This window comes from Ammoniphilus soli (assembly GCF_040813775.1).
This window is the reverse complement of record NZ_JBEGDL010000010.1, coordinates 35,091-61,645: the sequence shown is the minus strand read 5'-3', so window position 1 is coordinate 61,645 and position 26,555 is coordinate 35,091. Positions and strand designations below refer to the sequence as shown.

The following is a 26,555-nucleotide window of genomic DNA, read 5'->3' as shown; positions in this document are numbered from 1 at the left end:
ACGAATTATTGCCGAAAACCAAAAATTGGCGTGTCAACTAAACTGACAGTTGGACACGCCTTTCATTAACCTATTGATTTAGGAATGCTGGAATTGCTCTTCCTCGGTAGACCCAGTTAAAGCGGTAGTCGAGGACTTTCCTCCGGAAATCGTGAGAGAAACCTCATCGAAGTAGCCTGTACCCACTTCTCGTTGGTGGCGAGTGGCGGTGTATCCATGTACTTCAGAAGCGAATTCAGCCTCTTGAAGTTCAGAGTATGCTGCCATTCCACGGTCTTTATACCCACGGGCCAATTCAAACATGCTATGGTTGAGCGAATGGAATCCGGCGAGTGTAACAAATTGGAATTTATATCCCATTTTACCCAGTTCCGCCTGGAAGTTGGCAATGGTTTCATCATCCAATTTTTTCTTCCAGTTAAAGGAAGGCGAGCAGTTGTAGGCTAACAGCTTTCCTGGGTGTTTTGCATGAATCGCCTCTGCAAAACGGCGAGCTTCTTCAATATTGGGTTCAGATGTTTCACACCAAATCATATCACAATACGGAGCATAGGCTAATCCGCGAGCAATCGCCTGATCTAAGCCTGGTTTTGTGTAGTAGAATCCTTCTGGAGTCCTTTCTCCTGTTAAGAAAGCTTGATCGTACGGATCCGCATCACTGGTGATCAGATTTGCTGCATTCGCATCTGTACGGGCAATGATGACTGTCGGAACCCCCATGACATCGGCGGCCAATCGAGCAGCTACCAAATTGCGAACGGCTGTTTGAGTGGGAAGCAAAACTTTACCTCCGAGATGGCCGCATTTCTTTTCCGAAGATAGTTGGTCCTCAAGGTGAACCCCACCGGCTCCCGCTTCGATCATGGCCTTCGTGAGTTCAAATACGTTAAGTGGACCGCCAAAACCGGCTTCCATGTCCGCTACGATGGGAGCAAACCAATACGTATCCCCTTTTCCTTCCGCTTGCTGAATTTGATCCGCACGTTGAAGTGTTTGGTTAATCCTCTTGACAACATGGGGAACGCTATTAGCTGGGTATAAGCTTTGGTCAGGGTACATATGGCCAGAGAGGTTAGCATCTGCTGCCACCTGCCACCCGCTGAGATAAATGGCTTTTAAACCCGCTTTTACCTGTTGCATCGCTTGGTTTCCGGTAAGAGCCCCTAGAGCATTAATATAATCTTCCGTATTGACCAAATTCCACAAACGCTCTGCTCCCATACGGGCTAAGGTTTGTTCTACTACCACAGAACCGCGTAGTTTTACGACATCTGCAGCTGAATAAGTTCTTTCCACACCCAACCAGCGCTCCTGCTTCCAGCTTTCTTCGATTTGACGGATTTGTTCTTCTCTTTTCATTTTTCATCTCTCCCATTCTTTTAATATAGTAATCTGAGGGGGAATTACCATCGCTATTGTTATATATATGGATATATTGATATATAACAGACAGGCCAAAAAAAAACTACAATTCAACATCCATACAACATTCTATCGCTTCTTTATGGCTGTGATGTTCCAGTCCGCATGCTCTGCAGGAATGAGACAAATCCAATTCATCGATTTTTCGGAAGACAACTACACGCCCTATTTGGGATTCGATTCTGAAAGAATCCTTTTCATCAGCGACAAGGGTCAATACTTCATTTCCATATACAAAGGTGGTTCCCATCATTTCATCCATTGTTTTTCCTAACCCTTCGTTTTGGATTATCCAGCGCTGCACTAATTCTTTTCCAGTGGCCTTTGTAGTTGGCATTGTGTAACACCCTCCCTCAATCTGTATTAACTATATAATAACACATAATTATAATTTGACAACTGTTATAATACAAAGTGTAAAGCGCTAACATCACCACATATCTGTCGATTACACCTTTTTTCTACTATTTCTAATATAATTAGATAATTAACCTTTTAACTAGTCAAAAGAAAAAGCTTAGTCCTAATAGACTAAGCTTACAATGTTCACAATTTCTTGTTCATGCTCCCGCTTTCGTATCCGGAAAGATCTAAAGTAACATAGGTATAGCCAAATGATACTAGTTTTTGCTGGATAGCCTGATAGTTTTTCAAAACAGTGGACATATCCTTCGGTTCGACTTCAATCCGGGCAGTTTCCTCGTGCGTTCGAACGCGTACTTGCCGAATACCGAGACTTCTTATAAATTCTTCCGACTGATCTATTTTTGTTAATTTTTCCGATGTAATCACTTCCCCGTAGGCGACCCTTGACGACAGACAAGCAAGAGAGGGCTTATCCCAGGTGGGAAGGTTCATTTCTTTAGATAATAGACGAATTTCTTCTTTATACAAGCCGGCTTCTTGCAAAGGTCCTCTAACCTCTAATTCTTTAGCGGCCTTCACTCCCGGTCGGTGTTCCCTCAGATCATCGGCAATCAAGCCATAGACCACATTTTTATATCCATGAGATTCCATCATCGGTATAAGCAGCTGAAACAGATTTTTTTTGCAATAATAGCACCGGTTTATATCATTTTCCTTGTAGCCCGGAATGGCAATTTCAGATGTTTCTATGACGCAATGCTTGGCGCCTAATTGGATAGCAATTTTTTTTGCTTCCTCCAATTCTGCCGCAGGAAAGGATTCCGAATTCGTTGTGACTGCCAGTACTCGCTCAGGTCCCAAAGTATCCAGAGCAGCTTTTAATAGAAAAGTGCTGTCTACTCCGCCAGAAAAAGCGACAACGATCGTCTCCATCTCCCTTAATATGTTCTGTAAAGCATTGTACTTTTCCATGATCATCAGATTACACCCTTCCCGTAGGTTATAGTTCATAATATGAGATTCATTGCTTTCTTAAGAACTTTGTTTCTCCTTAAGATTCTTGTCCTCTTTTTTCTTCAGCCATCTTTGTAAAATCGGTGAGATGACTAGTAAAATAAAAAGAATACGAAAAAGCTGATAACCGCTGACTGTAGAAATGTCAGCACCGATCATACTGGCCGTGATCCCCATTTCAGCTATACCGCCAGGAGCTGTACTTAAAAATCCTGTTGCAAGATTCATAGGGGTGGCCATCGTCATCCCATAGGCTATGAGCAAAGAGGATAGAATTAAAAGAATACTTCCGCCAATTGTATACGTTCCAAATGTTTTTATACTTTTAAACACATGGGGTTTTACTAGCAATCCGATGTTGATCCCCGTCGCTATCTGTGAAAGAATAATGATGATGGATGGCAATGGCGGTGCAGCTTCTCCCCATAAGCTTGCAACCATCGCAGTTGCTATAAGAGGCCCAGTCAAAACGCTAGTGGGCAGACCTACACGTTTTCCAATGAAATAACCAGAAATAGAAACCAATCCATATATTATATATTGGTACCATTGTCCTTCCGATGACACAATGGTATTGGATGATGGCGAAGATGGAAGAGAAGCCGTCTCTCCCCCTATTCCATGCAGGGTGATAAATGGAACAATAAAAACAACAGCTAATACGCGGATTACTTGTGTAAATAATACGATGGTTGGATCAATCCCTTTTATTTCCTTGCTTAATACAAGCATTTGGGCTAATCCGCCGGGAACACTGCCGATTACTACACTAGCGAGATCGAGCTTTGACCGACGGGCCGTAACCACACCGAGGCCTAGACTGATCAATACAATAAGAGTCGTTGTTACCACCATAAAAGGGAGCTGCAATACGATTTGAAGAGCTGTTTCCTTGGTGAATGAAGACCCTAGCATATAGCCGAGTATAAGGAGAGCGATCTCAAAAACGAAAGGCGGCAAATCAAGAGATCTTCTTGTTGTAAGACTCCAAATCGCGACCACAGTTAACGGACCTAACAGCCACGGTAAGGGCATATGAATGAACAGAAACAAGAGTCCGCCTAAAAGGGCAATCCCTATTGTTTCTAATATAGAAAAATACTGTTTTTTCATAACCTGCGGTCCCCATTCCTTTTAAATGAAGCAAAGAAAATTATACCACTACTAACACTATAAAGGGAGTCAGCTGTCTTTTTATTCTTCACTACAAAAGATAGTGTTGCATTCATAATAATAGTTGATAAACTAATTAAAGAAGAGATAGACCAATGTTAAAGTAGGAGGAACATATGGCAAGGAAGAATGAAGCAAAGAAGCTTAAAAAACAACAAATGCAAGTGAAAAACGAAAAAGCAAAAAATACGCAGCGATTGATGGGATGGACACTTGCCGTTATTTTCGTTATTTGTATTGGGTTGATCATTGTTAAAGCCGTTTCTGGACCAAAGGCCACTGAAACCATCCCAGCAGAAACATTCCAGTATGAAAAGCAGCCCGTCTTAGGATCACAGGATGCCCCTGTGAAGATCGTTGAATTTGCAGACTTTAAATGCCCTTCTTGTAAACAGTTCAATGATACCATTCTTACGCAGTTAAAGAAGGACTTTGTTGATAACGGAACAGTTCAGCTGTATTTCATGAACTATCCTGTCATTAGTCCTAATGGAGATTCCCGAACCGCGGCATTGGCTGCAGAAGCCGTCTACCGTCAAAGTCCTGAAGAGTTTTGGAAGTTTTATAGTGCCGTGTATGCACAGCAAAAGGACGAGCGGACTACTTGGGCCACATCAGATTTTCTCGTTGATATTGCCAAACAAGCTGATTTGAAGCTGGATTTCGATCAGTTAAAAAAGGATATTGATAATGAAGCATTTGCCCAGGATGTAAATGACGATGAAGCCATTGCCAATCAGATCGGCGTCAATGGAACGCCGACGATCTATGTCAATGGAAAGGTAGTCGCTGTGCAGGATACTTTCAATTATGAATCCCTGAAAAAAATTATCCAGGAAGCAAGTGTTGGATCCGGCAATGAAGCACCATAATCTGATCCGCTTCATTACCGAATATCGACTATATTTAGCTTGGCTAGTTTCCGTCATTGCACTGGCGGGCAGTCTTTATTTTAGCGAAATCATGCGCTTCGAGCCATGCAAGCTATGCTGGTTTCAACGCATCTTCATGTATCCGCTGGTCATCCTGCTTGGGATTGCGACCTACAAGAACGACCATGGGATTATTCCTTATGCGAAAACATTAAGCATCATTGGAATCGGGATTTCCTTATTCCATTATGCACAGCAGAAAGTTCCGGCGATGCAAGAGATCCTTCCTTGTACCCAGGGTGTTCCATGCAGTGGACAATACATCAATTGGCTTGGCTTTATTACCATCCCGTTCTTGGCTTTTATCGGATTTGTTCTCATTGCGGTCCTGCTTTCGATCGGGAAGAAAAACGAGTAAACAGAAAGGGCTAGCCCTCAGTCATTTTTATGACTAAGGGCTAGCCCTTACAATTCTATTGTCTTAGCGTACCTTCGCCGCACCATAACGACGGGAGTACAGCCAATCCACATGGCTGGTGTCTTTCGCATCGCGCTGTTCCATAATGTTGTTTCTCAAGAAGATAGCAATCGGGTCTTCCGCGTGGAGAATTTCTCCCCATAGGCGAGCATTTCGCTGCACGCGAGCCGTGCGAGGAATACGCTCCTGCTGATAATATTTGAAAGCGGTTTCGTAATCATCCCCGTATTCATGAAGAAAATCGCTTAAGCAAGCGGCGTCCTCTAAAGCCTGACACCCTCCCTGAGCCATGTATTGCAACATCGGATGAGCCGCATCTCCAAGGAGAGCTACTCTGCCTATCGACCAATTTCCAATCGGTTCACGGTCATACATTGGCCAACGACGCTGACGAGAAATAAAGGTCACAGCATGCTGGACGGGTGCGCAGCATTTGCCAAAATGCTCATCAATTTCTTCCGGAGTGCCCCAATCGTCGGAATCCGGCGTATAGCGGGTGCTCTTGAATACCACCACCTGATTATACAACTCACCGCGACGTACGGGATACTGAACCAAGTGCAGGTTTGGCCCAATCCACATGATCACATCGTCCATGTTCGTACCTGCTTGGGCAGTCATCTCGCTCATAGGGATGGTACCGCGATAAGCCACATATTGAGAAGCTACGGTCTGGTCGTCACTGAACAGCTTACGGGTCTTGGAGTGGATACCGTCGGCCCCGATCACAACGTCGGATAGATAGGTCGTGCCATCTGCCAGAGTAATCTGAGCCTTCTCACCCAAATCCTCTACTTTGTCAACCGCTTGGTTAGTTAACACTGTGATTCTGTCATTGGCTAGACAAGCGTCAAGCAAAACCTGCTGTAAGTCCGCGCGATGCAGTACGATATAAGGATGGCCGTATTGCTGTTTAAAGGAATCCCCTAAATCAAGAGCGGTAATCTCTTTTCCGGTTAGGGCATCCATCAACACCAAACGTTCTGGATATACCGCAACTTTATTGATTTCGTCCATTACTCCCAAGCGAGACAATACCGCCGTCGCATTCGGTGCCAGCTGAATCCCTGCACCCACCTCCGTAATTTCCGGGGCTTGCTCCAGTACATAGACAGAGCGCCCTGTTTCCGCTACCCCTAAAGCTGTGGCTAGGCCACCGATGCCGCCGCCGACGACTACAAATGGTAATTCTCTTTTTGTTGACATATCTGTTGACTCCCTTCAAATGTTATTTTATCCTCCTGCCGAGTTAAGGCAGGAGTGGTTTGAACTCATCCGTAATTTGTTGGAATCCTTGATTTTGCTCATAGCTTTCTTCGCGCTGAACGTCAAATTTCTCCATGATAGGCAGATCGCTTACAGAGAATAAATAGGAATCGCCAAAAGCGACATGCTCATGCCATGCCCAATTTGGCACCACGAAATAATCGCCTCTTGACCAATCAAACCGAACCCCATTAATAACGGAGTAGCCTGATCCTTGGTACACTTGATAGATGGTAGAGCTTGTATGGCGATGAGCTTTGGAATGAAAACCTCCAGGAAGCTTTTGCATCCAAGCGGCTATATTCGGATTGGCCGTTTTTCCGTTCGACGGATTCATATACTCCACCGCATACCCATCGCAGGGATCCGGGTCATATTGGCTTAACCCTTCGATGGCAGCCAATGTTTGTGCCCACTTATAAGACCCTAGCGGCGCCACTTTGGGATGACGATCGGAGATCGGGCGAACCATTCCGCCTGCATACCGCTGGGAGGAAAAATTATCAGGTACGCTTGGCTGTTCGATTCTGTCCGGATAAGGTTCGAAGAATGTCCCTCCAATGGCATACATCGTCGGAATGTCCAATGCATCCATCCAAATCATGGGTTCGTTTCCAGGATGCGCGTGGCCATGCCATAATCCGCCTGGAGTGATCAGGTAATCCCCTTCCTCCATGAAAATCCGCTCACCTTGTACGATGGTATAAGCACCTGACCCATTGGTAATAAATCTTAGCGCATTTTGCGTATGGCGATGAGATGGAGCGGTTTCTCCTGGCAAAATCAATTGAACAGCGGCATAAAGAGTTTGGGTTGTAGAAGCCCAGCCCCAAGGCTGGCGGTCTTTCAAGCCCGGGTTCTGCAAATAGATGGCTCTTCTTTCCCCTCCGCGATCAGGGGTAAAAATTTCACGCGCCTCCATCAGCTTGGCATGAAGGGTCTCCCACTTCCAAAGGTAAGGAACCGCTTGCGGCGTGGGCTGTTGATGCATCAAATCCGGAATCGCATTCCAGAGAGGCCCTAAATGATACCTCTCGATGTCCCTATTAAAATCTTGTACCATCTGACTTTGAAAAAACTCATTTTTTTCTGCCATACAACACTCTCCCTCCTTATGCCGTTTGGTTGGCTTCTTTAAACTGCTGAATATTTCTATTAATTTGCTTGAGATGAGTGATTAAATGTTCAACTAAGAGATGATCAACGATAAATTTTACCGGTTTCGTGCCAAATCGCGGGTTGCGGCTAGGGGATTCTGCGATTAAATGTTCCTCACTAATGGAAGCAAGGATCTCTTGCACTCTTTGCTTGGAAGCTTCAATTCCTTGCAAAACTTCCTTTAGGGAACGGCCGCTTGCTTGAGCCACAGCAGCCAACCTTCCTTCGTGCTGCAATCCCCTTCCCCATTCCGAGCCCGGGGCGGCAACGACTTGCTGTATCTCGTTTAGCCAATAGGGAGTGGCCTCTTCCACATGACAGAGTACTTCCATGATGGACCAGGCCTCTTGGGTCGGCTTCCATTGGAGGGCTGATTCTTCCACGTTTTTAGACACCTCAAGAATTTCGTCCACGGTAGAGTTTATAGATTGAATGGCCTCTTGTACCCTCATGCTTAGTTGCCCTCCCCTACTTTTCTTACGCGGTTTTCCAATGCTCCAACTTGATCGATTTCAATGCGGACAACGTCTCCATCTTTTAAGAACACTTGAGGATTCCGCGCTACCCCAACTCCACCTGGTGTCCCTGTCAGAATCACATCACCTGGTTCAAGGGTCATCAATTCGGATAGGAATTGAACTAAATAAGGAACCGTAAACACTAAGTTTTCTGTATTGGTACGCTGACGCTCTTCTCCATTTACAGTTAACACAACACCCAATCCAGAAGGATTTTGAAGTTCATCTCGGGTAATTAACCATGGACCCATAGGAGCGCTTCCTTCCACGGTCTTCCCTTGCAGCCATTGAAGCGTTCTGCGCTGGATGTCACGGTAAGTTACATCATTGACAATGGTGTAACCGGCTACATAATTCAATGCTTCCTCTTGAGAAACATTTCTCGCCCGTTTGCCGATAACAAAGGCGAATTCGGCCTCGTAATCTAGCTGTTCAGAAATAGGGAAGAACGGAATGTCGTCTTGAGGTCCAATGACTGTATTGCTGAATTTCGCAAATACCACTGGATACGGAGGAATTTCGCGACCCATCTCAAGAATATGTTCGCGGTAATTATGACCCACACAGATCATTTTTCCAGGATTTAAAACAGGAGCTTCTATTTTTACGCCGGACACTTGGTGAATGATCTTACGGCTGGAAGCTTGCGGATTTTCTTTAATAAACTGAACCGCATTTTTAGCTAATTCTAAACTCTGATCTCCACCTTGCAAAAACTCAACCATATCGGAAGGAACGAAAGCTTCCGCAATCTGTTTTGCCCTGATTTGTCCTTCTGCCTCAAGCTGGGCAAGGTAAGCATAGTTTAAATCAATCACTCTCTCGTCCTCTACAATCGTGCCAATTCTTGTATTCCCTTCATAACTAAAGCTCACTAATTTCATCGTTTCTAATCTCCTTTTTCATGTTTTTTTAATGTATAAGATAGTAGCCTAGGCTAGCCATTCTTTCACTTTATAAGTACATGCACCCTCCTGATACATTGGATCTTTCTGAACCATTTCTAATGCCTGATCCAGGTTATCAGCTCGAACAATATAAGCTCCTCCAGATTGATCCGAAAATCCGCCGGCAGATATCAAAGCCTCGCTCTCGCGCAGGTTCTGAATAAAAGTGCGGTGCTCTGGAATGGAATTACCCGTGAAGGTTTCCTTTCGTTCAATGAAAACAAGGTATTTCTTCATGTGATCACTCCAATTGTTTTTTCTATTTTAAAGGTCGTGTTGTTCACCTATCACATTATTATCTAAATAGTGAACAACGTTTACTATTTATGATTTAATTCTAAAATTATCTAGCCACAATTGTCAATAGGGAAACATAAATACTTTTTTGACACTTTATTTTTTAACTTTATCTGATTGTTATCCCAATTTACTAATATAGAAACCTTAAAAAACTTCCTAACAATGCTGTTGACAAAAAATCCACAGATTGTATTATAATTTTAGAGAACTTGATTTACCATTTCGATAAAAAGATGAAGATTAAGGGGGAGATCAGTACGTCATTAAGCAATTAGACGTCTGTAAGGGATTACATTTCTAAACAGAAAACCAATCAGGAGGGGAATTACTATGAAAATATCAAGAAGAAAATTTACTTCTCTTATCTCTACTTGCCTTTGCGCCTCTCTATTTCTTACAGCTTGCGGCAGTGGAAGCGAACCGAGCACGACATCCGATTCAAGCGGTTCCAGCAGCTCCGAGTATAAGTTTAAGTTAACCCATATTACCCAGCCTTCTCATGTATGGCATGCAACAGCAGAAAAATTTGCGGATGAGCTTAAAACTCGTTCACAAGGTCGAATGACGGTAGAGATTTATCCTGCCGGTCAATTAGGTCCAGAAAAAGACATGGTTCAGCAAATTGAAACAGGTGCTATCGATTTTGGCTTCATTACCAATGGGTATATGAGCACTCGCCTAGAATCTTTAAATGCTTGGTTTATGCCTTTTGTATTTGACAACTTAGAAGATGCGACGAAAGCAAGAACATCAGAGCCCGCTAAAGAAATGCTAAAAGCATTGGATAACCAAGGAATGGTTGGAATGGATTTTATGTTTGCCGGAAACCGCCATATCCTCATGAAACAATCCAGCGTAAGTACTCCTGAAGATGCCAAGGGGAAAAAAGTCCGTATCTTGGGCAGCCCGGCTATTCAAGATTTCTGGACCGCTTTGGGAGCGGGCCCTACGCCAATGCCTTTGCCTGAAATGTATACCTCCCTTCAAACTGGCGTCATTGATGGAATTGACATCGACTTAGATGCGTTGGTTACCGAAAAATATTATGAAACGGCCAAACATTTGACTTTAACGAATCATATGACCTTTCCATCGGTCGTTGTCATGAGTAAGGCAAGCCAAGCTATGCTATCCCAAGAAGACCTGCAAATCGTTAATGGTGCGATGAAAGCAGCAGTAGATTGGGGTGTACAGGAAGCGATTGCACGGGAAACAAAGAATTTAGAAGAATTGCAGAAGCTGGGGATTGAGATTAAAGAATTGGACGATACTTCCGCCTTTAATCAGGTCAAAGATGACATCCAAAGAAAATATGCTGAAAAAGATCCTTTGATCAAGGCTTTCTTAGAAGCTAACCAATAAAAGGAGGAGAAATTGTGGTCCTGATTCACAGGCTTAGTGACTTGATTTTTAAATTTGAAAAAGTGTTGGCTGTGGTTTTCTGTGGAATTTTGCTAGTCACCTTATTTGCAGGGGTAGCTTTTCGATACTTCCTGAACTCACCCTTGAGCTGGTCCGACGAGATCGCGATTTTCTCCCTGGTTTGGCTCACCTTTATTGGAGGAAGCATGGGAATTAAACTGCAGCGCTCCGCTGCAGTGACCATTCTTATGGATAAGGTACAGGGGCGCCTGAAGACCGTGCTGCTAGTTATAAGTACTTTAGCTGTCTTTCTGTTTGGCTGTTATATCTTTGCTTTGTCTGTGAAGTGGATTATGTCTCCAACGATTCTCTTTCAAAAATCGAATTCTTTGCAGCTGCCTATGATTATCCCTTATTTAAGTGTCCCTGTCGGTTTTTTCTTTATCTTGATCCATTCTTTAGACCTCGTGCTGAAAACATTCCGGACCACTGAGAAGGAGGCGTAGGGATATGGTAACAGCTTTCATTATTTTTATTTTATTGCTATTGCTTCAAGTTCCGATTTCCTTTGTACTAGGGATTACAACCATTATCTATATCATAATCAGCAATAACATGGGATTGCTGGATACGGCTCCGCAGCGCCTCTACTCCGGGCTCGAGAGCTATGGCTTGTTAGCCATCCCCCTCTTTATGCTGGCCGGGGAGCTCATGAACTCCGGAGGGATAACCAAGCGACTGATTGATTTTTCAAAAACCATCGTCGGACATTACCGAGGCGGTCTCGCTTACGTCAATGTCATCTCGAATATGTTTCTTGCTTCCATTATCGGTTCCGCTACGGCACAAATTGCCATGATGAGCCGCACCATGGTCCCGGCTATGGAAAAAGAGGGGTACTCCAAGGAATTCAGCTCTTCAACTACGGCCACGGCGGGGCTTTTGGGACCGATTATTCCCCCAAGCATGCTGTTTATCATCTACGGCGTGTCTTCCGGCGCTTCCATCGGTACGATGTTTTTGGCTGGAATCATGCCGGGAATCCTTCTTGCGATCGGGATCATGGGCTTGATTGCTTATACCGGGGCAAAACAGAAATGGAAAGGCTCAAAGAAGGCCACTTGGGGTGAAATGGGGCGCTCTTTCCTGCAGGTCATCCCAGCTCTTATGGTACCGCTCATTATCATTGTCGGAATTCTTAGCGGTATTTTTACCCCAACGGAATCGGCGGCCATTGCCTGTACGCTTGCTCTTATTGTCGGATTCTTTTTCTATAGGGAATTAAATTTAAAAGATCTTCCGTCCATCATGGTCAATACCGTGACCACGACAGCTACGGTGACTCTTTTGATCGCGATGGCCAACCTGTTTGGATGGATGCTTTCCTTTGAGCGCATTCCCCAGCTGATTGCTGAATGGATGGTTTCCCTTACGGAAAATCCCCTTGTGTTCCTTTTGCTGGTCAATCTGTTCTTGCTGTTGGTCGGTATGGTAATGGATGGAATCCCTGCCCTGATTATCTTGGTACCCATCTTTACCCCTCTGTTAGCCCAATTTGGGATTGATCCTGTCCATTTCGGGGTTATCATTTGTCTGAATTTAACGATTGGTCTTCTTACCCCTCCCGTCGGAGCGGGCTTGTACATTGCTTCATCTATAGCAAACGTCAAATTAGAACACTTAACGAAGTCTATTGGGCCATTTTTAGCGGTTTCGATCTTGACTCTCTTCATTGTCACGTATTGGCCCCAGCTAGTCATGTGGATCCCTTCCTTTTTACAAGGATCTTAAATGAATTTTCGTAAGGAGAGACCGATGGAAATTGTCAAAAACGCTACAACCATCCAATCCTTACAAATAGGAATGGGGATTATGGATGCTATCGCCGAGCAAGACCGGCCGCTGAAATTTTCAGACATTCTAAAAATCACGCAAGTGACGAAAAGCAACTTATATAAATATCTCAATACTTTAACTCTATTAGGCCTCCTCTACCGGGATAAGGAATCGGGGACCTATATCCTGGGAAGCAAGATGATTCAATATGGCATGAAAGCCATTGGCCATGAAAATGTCATGGAACGCATCTCGCCTTATCTGCAGAAAATCAGTGACCGAAGCACAAACACCTTGCTATATTCGACATGGACCTTGAACGGCCCCATGGTAATCAGGATCTTTAACAACAGCCAAGGACTCAACATAGGAGCGCAAATCGGAACGATGCTGCCCCTTTTTTCTTCCGGAGGCAAGATCTTTGCCGCTTTTATGGAAGAGACATCTATCCGTTCCTGGCTAGAAAAGGAAATGGAAGCTTCCTCCTCGGACAAACATTTGAAGCTGCAAGAAGAGTCTCTGGCGATTCGCAAAAAAGGGATTTCCTTTGCTCGAGAACCCATCGTTCCTTCCATTTCCTCCGTGGCTGTTCCGATATTGAACTACAACAGGGGGTTAATAGGGACCATCATTATTGTTGGATTCACTGAAACCATCCCACACAACGAAGAGGAGGAGTTCAGCCAGTACTTAATTCAGATGAGCAAGGAGATATCGGAGTGTTTTGGGTATCGAGGGAGTTAAACTTTCACATTAAAACATTGCCCATGCCGAGCACTTCAAACGAAGGGGGTGTCCCAAAAGAGTCAATAAAAGCTGACTTTTTTGGGGCATGCCTTTTTTCTTTGGGGAAAATGCACTAGTCTAGCTAAATCCGAGGTAATGCTGGGGTAAGGTGCCCAAAAAGGGGTCTGGGGGCAGTTATCTGAAATGGTTACAGCTTCAGAAGTTTCGATCGCCCTTCCGTGATCAAAGTGAGCCTGTTTGGGAGTATTTTTCAAAAATCGTGAGTTTGGGTTCAGGATTAGGGTGGACTTATCATCAGATCAAACACAACCTGGGCTTTAACCAGGAGCCTATCCCCCAAAAAAAGAAGAGGCTATCCTCAAGTAATCGATTTTATCGACCTTTTGAGATACCCTCTTTTTATACTTCTATGTGTTTAATCACTTTCGCAGGATTACCACCGACAACTACATTATCAGGTATATCTTTGCTTACGACTGCACCAGATGCAATCACTACATTATCGCCTATTTTGATACCGGGGTTTATAATGGCTCTCCCCCCAATCCACACATTGTTTCCGATTTTAATTGGTTTACCGTATTCGGCTCCAGAAATACGCTCATGTGGATTTATAGGATGTGTAGCAGTATATATATGTACACCGGGAGCCATAAAGCAGTTGTCCCCGATTCGCACTTCACAAACATCTAGGATAACACAATCAAAATTCGCATAGAAGTTTTCCCCAACGTGAATGTTATAGCCATAATCACACCGAAAACTCGGTTCGACGTATAAATTTTCTCCCGTTGAGCCGAAAAGTTCTTTTAGAATTTGCATGCGTTTGGCATCTTCTGTTTCTAAAGTTTGATTATATGATCGAGTTAGCCATCTAGCGTTTTGACGCTCTCTAACTAATTCTTTGTCACCCGCGTTATACAGTTCACCGTTTAACATTTTATCTTTTTCTGAATTCATTATGTTACTAGCTCCTAATAAGATTTAATTTGTTTAAGTTTATTTTAGTATAGAAGTACTAGGAGTATTTTTCCAACCTAGGTTTACACAGCGTTCTACAACTCCAGTTTGGGAGTCCAAAAAGCCTGGCAGGCCAATGCCCATTCCATTCACTTCCGACCACTTCCACCCAGCATCTTCGACAACTCAATAAGCGATATGAAAGTTTTGCGCACATATATGCTATGAGAGCAACTTGAATCTCTTCTCTTCAAGTTGCTCTCATAATTAGCTTCCTCTATATATCTAGCTTTCCTTTACCACTTCTTAAGCCCCAGCAGCTTTTCGCCTAATTCAGTGAGGGTAGCCCTATCATATTTTACCTGTTCCCAATTGCGAGGATCTCCCGGAAATGCGTATCCCTCCGGTTTAATTCTCTCACTCCATCAAGAGTATACTCACCCAGCTTATTCATTTTTATCTCACCTCCTTTCTTTTAATTTCTAAGTTAGATTGAGGATGAACTTGATAATTGAATATTACCGTTATCACTATGACTATACAATTAAGCATCTTGTTTTACCTGGATAAATTCTATAACATCTTGCTTTTTATATAGAAAAAAATATGCCGCGATCTGTTAAAATGATAGTATAGCAATATAGGAAAGGCTGAAGTAAAGGGGTTTAGTTGAAAATACGGATCATAAGGGGGAATGTCTATCATTCATGGAGACTATAAGGATCTTGCTTTTCTCAATAAAAAACTATAATATCTTGCTGTTCCTTTAAGGAGAAAGGGAGGGAAAGGATGAGTCGCATAGAAGATAAAAATCATATGAGGTATCCAGGTCCAGAGCGAGGCAGGGTAAAAGAAATCATAAAGTTTCAAAAACCGCCTTACCTGGTCTATGCTGGTCAAATCAGTGACAATCCGGAGTGGAAATTTCCAAGTCATAAGCATGATGATTTAAGTGAGATTATTTTTATATGCGAGGGAGAAGGGACTTTTATTATTAACAATAAAACCTACACGGCAGAACAAGGAGACATCCTCATTTATAATAAAGGGGTTATTCATGAAGAATATTCTAACCCTTCTAATCCCCTGAAAACTTATTTTTGTGGAGTTTCCAATCTTTCTATTGAAGGGATGAAGGAACTTCATATCATTCCATCAGAAATTGAACCTGTCATTCGCAAAAATAAATACTCTCAAAAAATCGAATCATACATGTCCGATATTTTTGAAGAATCCTCTTTGCGAGCACCAGGCTATGAAATTATTTGCCATAACATACTCACATCCTTGATTACTACCATTATCCGAATCATCAAATTAGATCATATGAACAATGTCGCCGCTGACTCCTATTCCCTTGCCCATCGGGTAAAAGAATTTATTGATAAAAACTTCACAAAAAATATTAACCTTAATGACATTGCTGAAAAGCTGCATGTTAATCCGTATTACCTCTCTCATGTTTTCAAGAAAGAAATGAATTATTCACCCATCAATTACTTGATCAATCGACGCATCGGAGAAGCCAAAAGATTACTTGTCTCCACGGATATGAAAGTTTGGGAAATAGCTAAAATCGTAGGATATGAAAATGCCAACTACTTCACCTTGTTGTTTAAAAAAATGACCGGTGAATCACCCAAAAAGTTTAAGGAGAATCATACAAAGAAATTGATTTACCATGATAAATGATTCCTCCTGGCTGACACCAGTGAAATCATGACTAAGTATGTTATGGGCATATGGCTATGAAGTTATCCTGATGTCCATTATATAACTAAAGAAAATTCTTAAATTACGGGGGTAAAAAATGTCATACCAGGTCGTGTTTTTTGATATCGACTTCACTTTAGTCAATAAGGAAAAGGAAATCCCGCAGGACACCATTGAAGCGATCGATAAATTAAAAAAGAGTGGGATCATCGTAGCGATTGCTACAGGAAGGCCGCCATATATGTTTCATCCTATTGCCAAGAAATTGGGAATAGAAACATTCGTTTCCATTAACGGTTCTTTGGTCATTCATAAAGGGAAGGTTATCCACAGACACATCTTCGAGAAAGAAGCCCTAGCCGAATTGGAAGAACAAGCAGCAAAGAATGGCCATGCGCTATCTTATTTTGCGCGTGAGGGCTCTTTTTCCAACCAGCCTGAGCATCCCTACATCCTTGAATGCTTTAAAGAATTGAAATATCCGCCTCCAGCATATCACCCTGCTGCTTGGAAGGAATTCGATATTTTTCAGGCATTGGTTTACTGCACCCAACAGGAGGAACATCTATACCAACCATTGGAAGCATTCCGTTTTGTTCGATGGCATGAGTATTCTATGGATGGAATCCCTCATGGGAGTTCGAAAGCCAAAGGAATTGAAGTTCTATTAGACCAACTTGGCATTGATCGCTCTAAAGCTGTTGCATTTGGGGACGGATTAAATGATCGCGAGATGCTATCTTACGTAGGGATGGGAGTGGCAATGGGAAATGCGCATGAGGAGTTGAAGGCTCATGCCGACTTTATAACCAATTCTGTTGACAATGGCGGAATTGCCTACGGTCTTCAGTATTTGAATTTGATAAAATAATACCCATCACAATTGGATAGGACTTATAATTAAAAGGTATGTCAAAAATTAAAGCGTTCAATACGCTTTTTTTTGCATCAAATGAATGACTAGTTCATGTGATCACGAAGACCACTTACACAATATTATTTTACTAGAAAATAGACCAGTCCCCATTTTGACAAAATGGGGACTGGTTTGGTTTACCTTATCTTAAGTTGTCAAGTATTAAAATCTTAGCTTCCATTTACACGAATATCAATGAATGAAGTTCCTATGATCAGGGTGTCCAAAGTTCGTGAAGAAGTCTCCATCATGCATTACCCAAAAACCAACATAAATTTTATTCATCTTGAAGCAGATACTCCGCCGTTACCTCATCTGTCACTAATACATTTACTAAACGTCCAGTGAGAGCGGCACGAATCGCTTCAACCTTCTCTGATCCTTGTGCCACACCAATAACTAAAGGTATGTTTTTAAGACTATCTAGAGAGATAGCAATTACCCGAGAATTCCAGGAAATCTCACATGCTCTTCCAGAAGAATTGATGAAAATATTACAGATATCTCCGACAACTCCAGCCTCCGCTAATTCTCTTTCGTAATCGTTCCCGAAAAAAGATTTCACCATGGTGGAATGTTCTGGAGATCCCCCAATCCCTACTACGGCAATGTCACATTGAGCGGCAACCGTGAATATATCAGCAATTAACTTCTGCCTTAGAAAAATCTCCTTCGCTTCCGGTGAATCAACAACTACAGGAGCATGCAACAGTTTATATTCTGCTCCCAATCGATCGGCCATAAGTGCCGCGATTTGATTGGCGTGAATATCCATGCGCTCATCTCCCACTCCCCCTACGAGAGGAATAATGGTTAACGAGGATATGTGTCCTTTTGACATTGCAGAAGATACCTCGTGAAGCGTCGTTCCTGAAGAAACACCAATAATCTGATTTTCCTTTACTACACGCAAAAGATAATTGCTAGCCGCAATCCCTAGATTTCGATTAGCAGCGTTTGTACCGGATTCTGAAACGATAACCACTTCCCTAAGCTGGAATTTTCGTTCCAGCCTTGACTCGAGATCCGTATGGGGTTTAACCAATTCATCATGGATAATGATTTCTACTAACCCCATTTCTCTAGCTTTAGCGAGGTACTTGGAAATTAGTGGGCGAGATACCCCTAACACGTTAGCAATCTCGGCTTGAGTAGCTCCTTCCTCATAATACAAGTGGGCTATTTTTAACAGAATCCTCGAATCATCTGAGTACGCCATTCCTTTTCCCCTCTTTTATCCGTTCTTATCCGTTCTTATCCTGTATATAGACAAAACTGTCTATTGGTTACTTTTTCGTAAACAGGATGGTATCCCCTTCTTTAATGATCGGAAACAAATCAGGCGTGACGTAGATGGAACCAGGCAAAACCTCATCAGGCGCTTCTGAAAAGTAGATAGAAATATGTCCAATTTCAAGCAAGTTTTTGTATGCGGAAGATCCTACTTTAACCAATTTATACTCCTGTTCTCCAATCTGTAAGGTATCCCCTGCACTAATGGGTTCGTCCCCAGACTCTTGAATCTCCTGAATCACCGAGACCTCCTTTAATTCTTCTGGCGCACTCGGCCCAAACAAAATAATGACTTTCTCTTCTTCAAAACTTAAAGCTAACGGTCCAACTTGAGTTACAACAGATTTAACCATAAATATATACCTCCTTAAATTTAATACATACCCACACTAGCCGCATACGCGATTAAAACGGCAACCACTCCGGTAATCATCCGGCTATACAATACGGCTGGTACACCGTATTCTATGGTATCTTGTTTTGCTTCCGCAAGCGATAAGCCCACCGGTACAAAATCACAACCCACCTGCCCGTTAATCGCAAAAAGCGCCGGTAGCGCAAAAGCCGGGGGAAGATTTCCAAGCGCGATTTGGGACCCCACCAGGACACCAATCACCTGAGAGATAACTGCACCCGGTCCAAGTACGGGAGAAAGAATAGGGAGAGTACAGATCATAACTATAAGAATCAATCCCCACAATGATCCTGCAAGCGGAACCAAGCCTTTCGCCAGCCATTCCCCCAAACCTGTATAGTTGATAATTCCCATTAACATGCTGACAAAAGCCATAAAAGGAAGAATATTTTTTATGATCATATCAATCGAATCACGGCCGGATTGATAAAGAACACTGATGATGTAGCCTATCGACTTAGTTATTTTTAATAAAAAAGGAGTGTGTCCGATCTTCGCATCATGTACAACTGGCTTGTCCTTAGATATCACACGTTCCTTCACGATCTCATGCTTCGCTTCTGCAGTAGTATTAGATTCATCACCGGCTGGAGCAATATCATTCGGCGTAACGCCAGAGACAAAAATATCTTCTTTAATAAATTTTGCGAGTGGCCCTGAAGGTGAAGAAGGCAAAACGGAGATCGTCGGTATCCGTTTCATCGGATATACCCCAATTCGTGCGGTCCCCCCGCAATCAATGACCACGCACATCATTTCGTCTTCGGGTACGGCTCTAGAGAATCCGTCGACCACCTCAACACCTGCTTCTTCAGCGATCCGCTGGGCAACGGGATGTATTCCTCCTCCCGTCATCGATACTACTTTATTTCGCTTATCATTTGGAGAAAGCGTTAAACCGACTCCCCATCCACCGGGGCCTTTTTTGACAAGTACAGTTTTTCTCATATTGAGCCCCCTGTCTACTTAATCGTGAGTTGACTTGTGTTATGGGTTTAAGCGGTCCTCCTAGCCTCATTTTCCGGTCGTTTTAATGCCATACGTCTCACAAGATATTCAGTTATGATTTCCGTAACAACCCCGCGGACCAACATAACGGCTATTCCGACTAAAAAATAGTGAACCGCTAAAGGACCAATAGAATAACCCGCCTTCTGCAATCCATTTGCAATGCCCAGCCAAACGAATAGTTCCGCTGCATTTGCATAAGGAAAAAAGCTAGTCACAGGATGAACAAATGATACCGTAGCATCATAGAAGGCTGGTTTTTGTTTTTCAGGCAAAAAACGGCCCATCGTGAAGGCCATCGGACTTGTTAAGATGAGCAAAGACAATATAGGCATTAGCGTATATCGTAAGAGGATATATCGTGAAGCAAACTGTAAAGCTCTGTTTGTTCTTTGCTCGCCGATGAGTCTTACAATCGCATTTGTGAATGTCAGCAAGACGACTAAAGTTGGCACAATTCCAGTTGCTAAACCTACAAACTGCTCTCCGCCTGCCTGAAACATTCCCATAAAATGAGTACCAATCCATTCGATCCATTCCATACGATTTCTCCTCTCTTACCCATGCTGAACAATAGTTGAATTGGGAGTACATGTCCTCCTTTTAGAGGAAATAGTAAGAAGAGCATTCTCCGCAGCCATCTGGAAAGCGAGGGCCAATGCCTTCTGTTTCATCGATATTCTCCGTGTTTGGGTAATGATTTCATGAGCATCATATAACATCTCGCCGACATGCTTTCCTTCATACTTCTCTAAACGCTTAAATTTGGAGAACACCGTATAACCCGATAAAACGAGACACTTTCTCACTTCATAGTGTTTATCGACTACCACCAGAACCATTGCGCCAGATCCCCATACCTTTCTGGACGTACCAGAAAAAAGATAAAAGCCGTCCATTCCTCGATATTGGGCAACCAAATGCTTTATTTCCCTGCTAGAATGGCGTACCTGCATGATGCTAAGCCCATTCTGCAAAAGCCATGCGAAAATTACCAATAAGATCAACCAAAAGGTACTCATACTTTTGTCCTCCGGAATGAGCTCTAAGGGGGAATGTAACACATATTATATAATATTACATTTGTTACAAGCCGGGTAGATCAAAGATTTATTTTATCAATCATTCATCGGATTTTTTATCTGATCATAACATGTGCGATTTAGAGGGAAATAATCCCTATCAACCAAATTCCCAAAGAATAAGTGGCCAAAAATAAAGACAAGCGGTTAGGAGTGTCGAGGTTTGTCTAAACTGGATTATTGAAATATGCATCCGGAGAGGCATTTAAATATGGAGAGAATATCTTCTTACCAATTATTCACTATGACATTCCTATATCAGTTAGGTACAACCATCTTCTTCGGTTTCGGAGCGAGTGCCGGACGGGATGCATGGATTGCTATACTTATATCTAGTCTTCTAGGTTCTTTAGTCATCATCATGTACATTGTCTTAATGCGAATGAATCCCGGGCTTACTTTGGTCGAATGGTTCCCTGCCCAATTCGGGAGATGGGTGGGTACACCCATTGCTTGGCTGTACCCGCTTATTTTTCTATTTGATGGCGGGCGAATCGTCGGTGATTTAAGGGATTTAATCCCCACCACCCTTCTTCCCTCTACCCCTCCTTTGGTATTCAATGGCGTTTTCTTGTTAATTATCGCCTATGGTTTATATCTAGGAATCGAAAATCTGGCCAGGGCAGGCGAAATTGCGCTGCCCATCATCGTGTTGCTCTTTATAATTGAAACCATCTTACTATTCTATTCGGAGGTCATACATTTCCAATTTCTCCTACCCGTTTTCGGGAACGGATGGTCACCCATATGGGCAACGGTATATCCAAACGGAATCACTCAAACCTATGGCGAGACGATCGCTTTTGCCATGATTTGGACTCAGACCAAAAATCCCAAGCAAATCATGAAGATCACGATTCTCTCTTCCCTAATCTCTGGACTGTTTCTTGCAGTTGCGGTTACGCTGGCCATTACTGTATTTGATGAGGACCTGTTTAAGCGAAGCGTTTATCCTTTGTACTCCCTTCTAGGTGTGGTGAGTATCGGAAACTTTATTAACAATTTAAGCCCATTTGGTGTAATCTACCTTTCAGTGACCGCGTTCTTCAAAACCTTCATAAAGATATTTGCGGCCATCAGGGCCATTCAAATATTAACTTCATTACGGGATGAACGTTTACTCATTTTACCTGCTGTTATCATCGCCATGGCTTTAGGAATGACGGTGTCCAAAAATGTAGCCGAGCATATTCCTAAGCTAGCATTGAACATCATTGTACCTTATGTGTGGGTGCCGTTATTTTTGATCTTACCGAGTATCCTGTTGATCGTTACTTGGATTCGCACCAAAGTTAAAAAAAAATAGTCTCAGAAAAGATGGCGATGCAAATAAACAGGACCTTCTAATCAGATGGTCCTGTCAAACCAATCAGACGAATCGTTAAGTCTACATTCACCGAAACGTCCAACTGTGCAAACTCCGTCTCCCATTTACTTACCATTTCCTCTCCACGAGAGGGATACCTCCTAAAAATGGTATCGCCAAATCCAAAAATATCCGCACCATATTTCTTTTGAACCTTTTGAATCAATTGGGAAACACGGTTTTTGCAATAATCCTCCAATTGTGCTTCCAACACTTCTACTTGATGTGGCTTCATGAGATCAAACGTCGTATTATTCTGTCTCACTTCTCCTTCACCGCTAAGCTCCACGTTCATTTTTATGCGGTTACCCTGCAGAACCGGGTGAACTTTACTTTTCAAATCCCTTATATCTAAACTGACTTGGCCGTGGCCTTGTGGAATGTACACGGTGATAGTCTCATTAGACAAATTGCCCACGATCCACATCTTGTCCTTCCTTTCCACTTCATCCAAGAATCCGACCAGCTGCAATTCCCGGTTAAAAACGGCACTGCCGGCCGCTTGCATTCGTTTTTCTTTCTTTGCTTCACCCCCTTGTGATGCTGACTCGGACACGAGTTCCCATGCTGGAATGCTGGGACTCGTCGACTTACTGTTACTTGCTATCACTAAATCCAGAAAAGCAGTGTTTGCTGCTTTGTCAAACTGATCGTGTATTTTTATAGATGCCAGCGCAGAAGTGGTTTCAAAAGGATAGGTGATCTTCAGCGCTTCCATCGCTTGATTCCCTTTTATAACCGAGATATCTGACCTCATTCGAACATCCGCATCCCGGGTAATCATATCCAGGATATCCTTCATTCCGTGCTTTGCCAGTCGTTCTCCAATATATATCGATTGTCGATGCCCTCTAAATATGGTTCTTGAGAGCTTGGGTTGCATATTTTTGATGGCATCGTAAACATTTTTCCCCCTGCCGGTTTCCACAAAGAAATTTTCTCCTTGTTCCCCTCCCCCTGCTTCGGCTGACCCCAGTTTGGATGGAATAACAAACTGGGCACTTACCTGGTAAGTGCCATCCTCCTCCAAATCCATCGCGATGGCAAGCATTATGGCTTGCTCATTCAATTCAACGTTATCCCAACAACCAGTGGTCACTAAGAGAAACGAGCTAAAAAGCATCAAAATGCTTATCGGTTTCTTCATATCCATTCCTTCCTATCTTCTTGGGTTTGGCTTTTGCCCTTTGGGAATACGTATGGATCTTGGACCTGCAATGAATCTTGGACGAAGTTCAAGCATCCAGAGTGGCGCACGCCACAATGTATCCTTGATTTCCTTCATATTAAACGGTGCCAGTGGGGCCATATACGGGATGCCAAAAGAACGAAGGCTTACCAAATGGAGCAACAGCGCCATCGCTCCCATAGCAATCCCAAATAACCCTAATGTACCTGCCAAGATTAAGAGTGGAAAACGAAGAAGCCGATAAGCAATTCCCAAATTGTAACGCGGGATTGCAAACGAAGCGATTCCGGTTCCAGCTACCACAATGACAATAGGGGCGGATACAATTCCCGCCCTCACTGCAGACTCCCCAATCACGAGAGCGCCGACAATACTTACTGCTGAACCTACCGGTTTTGGGAGTCGAACCCCTGCTTCACGCAACGCCTCAAAAACAATCTCCATAATCAGTGCTTCCACTAAGGTTGGAAACGGACTGGGTTCTCGGGCAGCTGCAAAACTCAAAAGCAGACTAGTGGGAATCATCTGTGGGTGGAACGTTGTAATCGCTACATAAAGAGACGGAAAAAATAAGGCTGCATTAAAGAGAATAAAGCGAATCCACCGAATAGCTGTCGTGTAAATAAACCCTTGGTAATAATCCTCAGCTGCTTGCAAACCGGCAAAGAAGGTAAAGGGAACAATAAGAGCAAACGGCGTACCGTCACAAAGAATGCCCACTTTGCCTTCCAGCAATGATCCGGCCACTACATCGGGACGCTCTGTATGTTGAATCGTGGGGAAAGGTGAATAGGAGGTGTCCTCAATGAGTTCTTCGATATAATTAGATTCCAGAATACCATCGATCTCAATCCGCTTCACTCTTTCCCGAACTTCATCCAGTACCGAAGAATTGACGATCCCTTCGATATAAGTAATCACCACATCCGTTTGGGAAATCGCCCCAAGCTGGAGGGATTCCATTTTCATTCTGGGACTTTTCAATCTTCTGCGCAAAAGACTGGTATTTGTGCGTAGGGTTTCCGTAAAGCCGTCCCTCGGTCCACGGATGACGGGCTCCGTAGCTGGCTCTTGAATACTTCTGGAAGCCGCCCCCTTCATGTCGGTGATTAAAGCACAAGTCTGTCCTTTGGCAAGAACGACTACGTTAGCATTAACGATAGCCCGTACTACTTCTTCCATTCCCCAAACCGTTTTCGTTTGAGCGACTGCAATCAGTTGGTCTTCCAGCATTTGTCCCAGCTGAACCATTTGATCTAATCCTTTGGGAACTCCATGATAAATGAATGGCTTTAGAACGGACTCATCAAGTACCTTTGAGTCAATTAATCCATCGATATAAATGAAAAGCACCTGCGTTTGGCCTTCGATTTGAATGGGGCGGAATACCACATCCGAACAATTTTGAAACCTCATCCTCAGGATGCTTTCGTTTTCTTTAAGGTCGGTGCTTATCTCAAGAACCATAGGATCGGAAGAAGACAGATCATTGCCCCATTCCATCTCCTCTAATGCCTTTTGGTAACTCCGTCTCCACTTTTTGGGTCGCCTAAGCCGAGTCATAAGGTTCCTCCGTCTATCTGTTTTATTTGTTAAATTTCCCCAATGCATGAGTTGTTCATACTTAATCTGTAAACAAAAGAAGGGCTGGCTCATATTTTTGAGCCAACCTCTTTTTCTATTTTAAAACTCTAGAAACTACAGATTTAAAATTACTATTTTATCCCTTGTCATCGATTCAATACTTCTGCGAACGCCTTGTACGCCCATCCCTGAGTTCTTTACTCCTAAGAACGGAAAATGATCGGGACCGCGTTCCGTTCTTCCATTTAACTGTACGCTTCCCACATCTAACTGAGAAGCCAGCTGAAAGGCTTTATCTATATTCTGCGTAAAAATACTGGCCTGCAACCCATACTCCGATTGATTGGCGAGGTCTATCGCTTCTGCTTCGCTTTGTATCCGTATGATCGGCAGAACCGGTCCAAAAGGCTCTTCCCACGCCACTCGCATGTCGCTTGTAACATAATCAAGTACGGTTGGGTAGATAAGGTTTCCGTTTCTTTGATTTCCGGTGATCACTTCAGCGCCCTGCCCTAAAGCTTCAACAATAAGGCCGTGCACAAAGTCAGCTGATCCCTGGTCAATCAGCGGCGTAATATCCGCATTCTCTTCCGGCAGTCCAACTGACAGCTTTTCTACTTTCGCTTTCAGCCGACCGATGAGATCATCCGCTATCGTATCCATCACAAGCACTCTTTTAATCGCGGTACATCTTTGCCCGGAATAGGAGAAGGCACCGCTGACAATTTGACTGGCCGTAAGTTCCAGATCAGCATCCTCAAGAACAATGGCGGGATCTTTCCCTCCCAATTCCAAAACCAGCGGGATCATGGCTGCTTTTTGAGCTATATCACGTCCCGTTTTTGTCCCTCCGGTAAAAGAAATCAATTGGATTGAAGGATGCGTAACTAAATAATCACCAATTTCCGAACCTTTGCCCGTTACGACATTCAGTACTCCCTTTGGCAGCCCAGCCTTCTCCAATGCTTCGATCATAAGGAGCGCACTGATGGATCCTTGAGTAGCCGGCTTAAGGACAACGGTATTCCCTGTGATCAATGCAGGAGCAATTTTAGCCGCAGAAAGGTTGACTGGGTAGTTGAAAGGAGAAATAGCCAAAATGACCCCTAATGGTTCCTTGTCAATCATCGCTACTTTCTTCGACGAGCCCCCATAAAAAGAATCCCCTTTCATCAACTCTCCATGAAGTCTTTTTCCCTCCTCCACGTTATAGCGAATTAGATCAGCCGTTCTTACAACTTCATCCCGAGCAGCTGCCTTCTTTTTGCCCACCTCACGCATAATCACTTCTGCTATTTCATCTGCCCTTGAAACTAATTCATCCGCCCAGGTCAGCAGGATTCTTCCCCGTTCATGAACAGGAAGCTTTGCCCATTCCTTTTGTGCTATTACTGCCGCTTGTATGGCACTATCGACTTCCTCCTTCGTCATCGCTGGCACGCGGCCGACAATCCTGCCCGTAGCGGGGGAAGGGATATCGATCCAGCGGTTGGACGTGCTCGTTTTCCATTCTCCATTTGACCAAAACGGATAATTATTTACGTCTTTATTAAGAACTACTACCATTTAG

The 26,555-nt window shown here is 43.4% G+C and carries 27 protein-coding genes; 9 read left to right on the top strand and 18 right to left on the bottom strand.

Going from position 1 to position 26,555, the window contains the following annotated elements:
• Positions 1-78: 78 nt before the first annotated feature.
• From aceA to ABLT31_RS19205, 4 genes are all read right to left on the bottom strand, one after another.
• Positions 79-1,359, bottom strand: coding sequence for an isocitrate lyase (gene aceA / locus ABLT31_RS19220; RefSeq protein WP_367754610.1), 1,281 nt, complete (start codon positions 1,357-1,359; stop codon positions 79-81).
• Between the two features lie 106 nt (positions 1,360-1,465).
• Positions 1,466-1,759: a hypothetical protein gene (locus ABLT31_RS19215; protein ID WP_367754608.1), complete on the bottom strand. Its 294-nt coding sequence runs from the start codon at positions 1,757-1,759 to the stop codon at positions 1,466-1,468.
• Positions 1,760-1,968: 209 nt separating this feature from the next.
• Complete coding sequence (gene larE / locus ABLT31_RS19210) at positions 1,969-2,766, bottom strand: ATP-dependent sacrificial sulfur transferase LarE (RefSeq protein ID WP_367754910.1); 798 nt, start codon at positions 2,764-2,766, stop codon at positions 1,969-1,971.
• A gap of 54 nt (positions 2,767-2,820) precedes the next feature.
• Positions 2,821-3,915: an AbrB family transcriptional regulator gene (locus ABLT31_RS19205; RefSeq protein ID WP_367754606.1), complete on the bottom strand. Its 1,095-nt coding sequence runs from the start codon at positions 3,913-3,915 to the stop codon at positions 2,821-2,823.
• Between the two features lie 176 nt (positions 3,916-4,091).
• Here ABLT31_RS19205 and ABLT31_RS19200 point away from each other — a divergent pair, with 176 nt between their 5' ends.
• Together ABLT31_RS19200 and ABLT31_RS19195 are read left to right on the top strand one after the other, a co-directional pair.
• The gene (locus ABLT31_RS19200; RefSeq protein WP_367754604.1) at positions 4,092-4,847 is read left to right on the top strand and encodes a DsbA family protein; all 756 of its coding nucleotides are present in this window, start codon (positions 4,092-4,094) and stop codon (positions 4,845-4,847) included.
• Entirely contained in the window at positions 4,834-5,265 is a 432-nt protein-coding gene (locus ABLT31_RS19195; RefSeq protein ID WP_367754602.1) for a disulfide oxidoreductase, read from the top strand. The genes ABLT31_RS19200 and ABLT31_RS19195 overlap by 14 nt, the downstream gene beginning before the upstream one ends.
• A gap of 63 nt (positions 5,266-5,328) precedes the next feature.
• Here the strand turns inward: ABLT31_RS19195 and ABLT31_RS19190 are convergent, their stop codons facing one another.
• The 5 genes from ABLT31_RS19190 to ABLT31_RS19170 are packed head-to-tail and all read right to left on the bottom strand — an operon-like array spanning position 5,329 to position 9,451.
• Positions 5,329-6,531 (bottom strand): FAD-dependent monooxygenase, encoded by a 1,203-nt coding sequence (locus ABLT31_RS19190; protein WP_367754600.1) that lies wholly within the window; start codon positions 6,529-6,531, stop codon positions 5,329-5,331.
• A gap of 43 nt (positions 6,532-6,574) precedes the next feature.
• The gene (locus tag ABLT31_RS19185; protein ID WP_367754598.1) at positions 6,575-7,687 is read right to left on the bottom strand and encodes a cupin domain-containing protein; all 1,113 of its coding nucleotides are present in this window, start codon (positions 7,685-7,687) and stop codon (positions 6,575-6,577) included.
• Positions 7,688-7,703: 16 nt separating this feature from the next.
• Positions 7,704-8,201, bottom strand: coding sequence for a DinB family protein (locus ABLT31_RS19180; RefSeq protein WP_367754596.1), 498 nt, complete (start codon positions 8,199-8,201; stop codon positions 7,704-7,706).
• A 2-nt stretch (positions 8,202-8,203) separates the two neighbouring features.
• Positions 8,204-9,151 carry a fumarylacetoacetate hydrolase family protein gene (locus tag ABLT31_RS19175; protein ID WP_367754594.1) on the bottom strand — a complete coding sequence of 316 codons (948 nt, stop codon included), beginning with the start codon at positions 9,149-9,151 and terminating at the stop codon, positions 8,204-8,206.
• Positions 9,152-9,199: 48 nt separating this feature from the next.
• Entirely contained in the window at positions 9,200-9,451 is a 252-nt protein-coding gene (locus ABLT31_RS19170) for a YciI family protein (protein ID WP_367754592.1), read from the bottom strand.
• Positions 9,452-9,844: 393 nt separating this feature from the next.
• Here ABLT31_RS19170 and ABLT31_RS19165 point away from each other — a divergent pair, with 393 nt between their 5' ends.
• The 4 genes from ABLT31_RS19165 to ABLT31_RS19150 are packed head-to-tail and all read left to right on the top strand — an operon-like array spanning position 9,845 to position 13,456.
• Positions 9,845-10,876, top strand: coding sequence for a TRAP transporter substrate-binding protein (locus tag ABLT31_RS19165; protein ID WP_367754590.1), 1,032 nt, complete (start codon positions 9,845-9,847; stop codon positions 10,874-10,876).
• A 14-nt stretch (positions 10,877-10,890) separates the two neighbouring features.
• Complete coding sequence (locus tag ABLT31_RS19160) at positions 10,891-11,382, top strand: TRAP transporter small permease (protein WP_367754588.1); 492 nt, start codon at positions 10,891-10,893, stop codon at positions 11,380-11,382.
• A gap of 4 nt (positions 11,383-11,386) precedes the next feature.
• Positions 11,387-12,667, top strand: a complete 1,281-nt coding sequence (locus ABLT31_RS19155) for a TRAP transporter large permease (protein WP_367754586.1) — start codon at positions 11,387-11,389, stop codon at positions 12,665-12,667.
• A 24-nt stretch (positions 12,668-12,691) separates the two neighbouring features.
• Positions 12,692-13,456, top strand: coding sequence for an IclR family transcriptional regulator (locus ABLT31_RS19150; RefSeq protein WP_367754583.1), 765 nt, complete (start codon positions 12,692-12,694; stop codon positions 13,454-13,456).
• 402 nt (positions 13,457-13,858) lie between these two features.
• Here the strand turns inward: ABLT31_RS19150 and ABLT31_RS19145 are convergent, their stop codons facing one another.
• Complete coding sequence (locus ABLT31_RS19145) at positions 13,859-14,419, bottom strand: sugar O-acetyltransferase (RefSeq protein WP_367754581.1); 561 nt, start codon at positions 14,417-14,419, stop codon at positions 13,859-13,861.
• Positions 14,420-15,208: 789 nt separating this feature from the next.
• Here ABLT31_RS19145 and ABLT31_RS19140 point away from each other — a divergent pair.
• Positions 15,209-16,111: an AraC family transcriptional regulator gene (locus tag ABLT31_RS19140; protein WP_367754578.1), complete on the top strand. Its 903-nt coding sequence runs from the start codon at positions 15,209-15,211 to the stop codon at positions 16,109-16,111.
• Between the two features lie 118 nt (positions 16,112-16,229).
• Positions 16,230-17,003 carry a Cof-type HAD-IIB family hydrolase gene (locus ABLT31_RS19135; RefSeq protein ID WP_367754576.1) on the top strand — a complete coding sequence of 258 codons (774 nt, stop codon included), beginning with the start codon at positions 16,230-16,232 and terminating at the stop codon, positions 17,001-17,003.
• Positions 17,004-17,325: 322 nt separating this feature from the next.
• Here ABLT31_RS19135 and ABLT31_RS19130 read toward each other — a convergent pair whose 3' ends face one another.
• The 5 genes from ABLT31_RS19130 to ABLT31_RS19110 form a co-directional block, all read right to left on the bottom strand.
• Entirely contained in the window at positions 17,326-18,267 is a 942-nt protein-coding gene (locus ABLT31_RS19130; protein WP_367754574.1) for a sugar-binding transcriptional regulator, read from the bottom strand.
• Between the two features lie 67 nt (positions 18,268-18,334).
• On the bottom strand, positions 18,335-18,694 hold the full coding sequence (locus ABLT31_RS19125; protein WP_367754572.1) for a PTS glucitol/sorbitol transporter subunit IIA: 360 nt from the start codon (positions 18,692-18,694) through the stop codon (positions 18,335-18,337).
• 20 nt (positions 18,695-18,714) lie between these two features.
• A complete protein-coding gene (gene srlE / locus ABLT31_RS19120; RefSeq protein ID WP_367754570.1) occupies positions 18,715-19,704 on the bottom strand; it encodes a PTS glucitol/sorbitol transporter subunit IIB in 990 nt (329 codons plus the stop codon).
• Between the two features lie 47 nt (positions 19,705-19,751).
• A complete protein-coding gene (gene srlA / locus ABLT31_RS19115; RefSeq protein ID WP_367754567.1) occupies positions 19,752-20,306 on the bottom strand; it encodes a PTS glucitol/sorbitol transporter subunit IIC in 555 nt (184 codons plus the stop codon).
• Positions 20,307-20,321: 15 nt separating this feature from the next.
• Positions 20,322-20,786, bottom strand: coding sequence for a transcriptional regulator GutM (locus ABLT31_RS19110; protein WP_367754565.1), 465 nt, complete (start codon positions 20,784-20,786; stop codon positions 20,322-20,324).
• A gap of 247 nt (positions 20,787-21,033) precedes the next feature.
• On the opposite strand from ABLT31_RS19110, the gene ABLT31_RS19105 reads away from it, so the two are divergent.
• Positions 21,034-22,152, top strand: a complete 1,119-nt coding sequence (locus ABLT31_RS19105; protein WP_367754562.1) for a GerAB/ArcD/ProY family transporter — start codon at positions 21,034-21,036, stop codon at positions 22,150-22,152.
• Between the two features lie 37 nt (positions 22,153-22,189).
• Here ABLT31_RS19105 and ABLT31_RS19100 read toward each other — a convergent pair whose 3' ends face one another.
• The 3 genes from ABLT31_RS19100 to ABLT31_RS19090 all read right to left on the bottom strand — a co-directional run bounded on the left by ABLT31_RS19100 (position 22,190) and on the right by ABLT31_RS19090 (position 26,551).
• Positions 22,190-23,359: a Ger(x)C family spore germination protein gene (locus tag ABLT31_RS19100; protein ID WP_367754560.1), complete on the bottom strand. Its 1,170-nt coding sequence runs from the start codon at positions 23,357-23,359 to the stop codon at positions 22,190-22,192.
• A gap of 12 nt (positions 23,360-23,371) precedes the next feature.
• The gene (locus tag ABLT31_RS19095; protein WP_367754558.1) at positions 23,372-24,964 is read right to left on the bottom strand and encodes a spore germination protein; all 1,593 of its coding nucleotides are present in this window, start codon (positions 24,962-24,964) and stop codon (positions 23,372-23,374) included.
• Between the two features lie 135 nt (positions 24,965-25,099).
• Positions 25,100-26,551, bottom strand: a complete 1,452-nt coding sequence (locus tag ABLT31_RS19090) for an NADP-dependent glyceraldehyde-3-phosphate dehydrogenase (RefSeq protein WP_367754556.1) — start codon at positions 26,549-26,551, stop codon at positions 25,100-25,102.
• Positions 26,552-26,555: the final 4 nt, after the last annotated feature.

Bases quoted from the DNA above. Each gene is read 5' to 3' on its own strand.
- aceA (WP_367754610.1), bottom strand. From the start codon at position 1,359: ATGAAAAGAGAAGAACAAATCCGTCAAATCGAAGAAAGCTGGAAGCAG.
- ABLT31_RS19215 (WP_367754608.1), bottom strand. From the start codon at position 1,759: ATGCCAACTACAAAGGCCACTGGAAAAGAATTAGTGCAGCGCTGGATA.
- larE (WP_367754910.1), bottom strand. From the start codon at position 2,766: ATGATCATGGAAAAGTACAATGCTTTACAGAACATATTAAGGGAGATG.
- ABLT31_RS19205 (WP_367754606.1), bottom strand. From the start codon at position 3,915: ATGAAAAAACAGTATTTTTCTATATTAGAAACAATAGGGATTGCCCTT.
- ABLT31_RS19200 (WP_367754604.1), top strand. From the start codon at position 4,092: ATGGCAAGGAAGAATGAAGCAAAGAAGCTTAAAAAACAACAAATGCAA.
- ABLT31_RS19195 (WP_367754602.1), top strand. From the start codon at position 4,834: ATGAAGCACCATAATCTGATCCGCTTCATTACCGAATATCGACTATAT.
- ABLT31_RS19190 (WP_367754600.1), bottom strand. From the start codon at position 6,531: ATGTCAACAAAAAGAGAATTACCATTTGTAGTCGTCGGCGGCGGCATC.
- ABLT31_RS19185 (WP_367754598.1), bottom strand. From the start codon at position 7,687: ATGGCAGAAAAAAATGAGTTTTTTCAAAGTCAGATGGTACAAGATTTT.
- ABLT31_RS19180 (WP_367754596.1), bottom strand. From the start codon at position 8,201: ATGAGGGTACAAGAGGCCATTCAATCTATAAACTCTACCGTGGACGAA.
- ABLT31_RS19175 (WP_367754594.1), bottom strand. From the start codon at position 9,151: ATGAAATTAGTGAGCTTTAGTTATGAAGGGAATACAAGAATTGGCACG.
- ABLT31_RS19170 (WP_367754592.1), bottom strand. From the start codon at position 9,451: ATGAAGAAATACCTTGTTTTCATTGAACGAAAGGAAACCTTCACGGGT.
- ABLT31_RS19165 (WP_367754590.1), top strand. From the start codon at position 9,845: ATGAAAATATCAAGAAGAAAATTTACTTCTCTTATCTCTACTTGCCTT.
- ABLT31_RS19155 (WP_367754586.1), top strand. From the start codon at position 11,387: ATGGTAACAGCTTTCATTATTTTTATTTTATTGCTATTGCTTCAAGTT.
- ABLT31_RS19150 (WP_367754583.1), top strand. From the start codon at position 12,692: ATGGAAATTGTCAAAAACGCTACAACCATCCAATCCTTACAAATAGGA.
- ABLT31_RS19145 (WP_367754581.1), bottom strand. From the start codon at position 14,419: ATGAATTCAGAAAAAGATAAAATGTTAAACGGTGAACTGTATAACGCG.
- ABLT31_RS19140 (WP_367754578.1), top strand. From the start codon at position 15,209: ATGAGTCGCATAGAAGATAAAAATCATATGAGGTATCCAGGTCCAGAG.
- ABLT31_RS19135 (WP_367754576.1), top strand. From the start codon at position 16,230: ATGTCATACCAGGTCGTGTTTTTTGATATCGACTTCACTTTAGTCAAT.
- ABLT31_RS19130 (WP_367754574.1), bottom strand. From the start codon at position 18,267: ATGGCGTACTCAGATGATTCGAGGATTCTGTTAAAAATAGCCCACTTG.
- ABLT31_RS19125 (WP_367754572.1), bottom strand. From the start codon at position 18,694: ATGGTTAAATCTGTTGTAACTCAAGTTGGACCGTTAGCTTTAAGTTTT.
- srlE (WP_367754570.1), bottom strand. From the start codon at position 19,704: ATGAGAAAAACTGTACTTGTCAAAAAAGGCCCCGGTGGATGGGGAGTC.
- srlA (WP_367754567.1), bottom strand. From the start codon at position 20,306: ATGGAATGGATCGAATGGATTGGTACTCATTTTATGGGAATGTTTCAG.
- ABLT31_RS19110 (WP_367754565.1), bottom strand. From the start codon at position 20,786: ATGAGTACCTTTTGGTTGATCTTATTGGTAATTTTCGCATGGCTTTTG.
- ABLT31_RS19105 (WP_367754562.1), top strand. From the start codon at position 21,034: ATGCATCCGGAGAGGCATTTAAATATGGAGAGAATATCTTCTTACCAA.
- ABLT31_RS19100 (WP_367754560.1), bottom strand. From the start codon at position 23,359: ATGAAGAAACCGATAAGCATTTTGATGCTTTTTAGCTCGTTTCTCTTA.
- ABLT31_RS19095 (WP_367754558.1), bottom strand. From the start codon at position 24,964: ATGACTCGGCTTAGGCGACCCAAAAAGTGGAGACGGAGTTACCAAAAG.
- ABLT31_RS19090 (WP_367754556.1), bottom strand. From the start codon at position 26,551: ATGGTAGTAGTTCTTAATAAAGACGTAAATAATTATCCGTTTTGGTCA.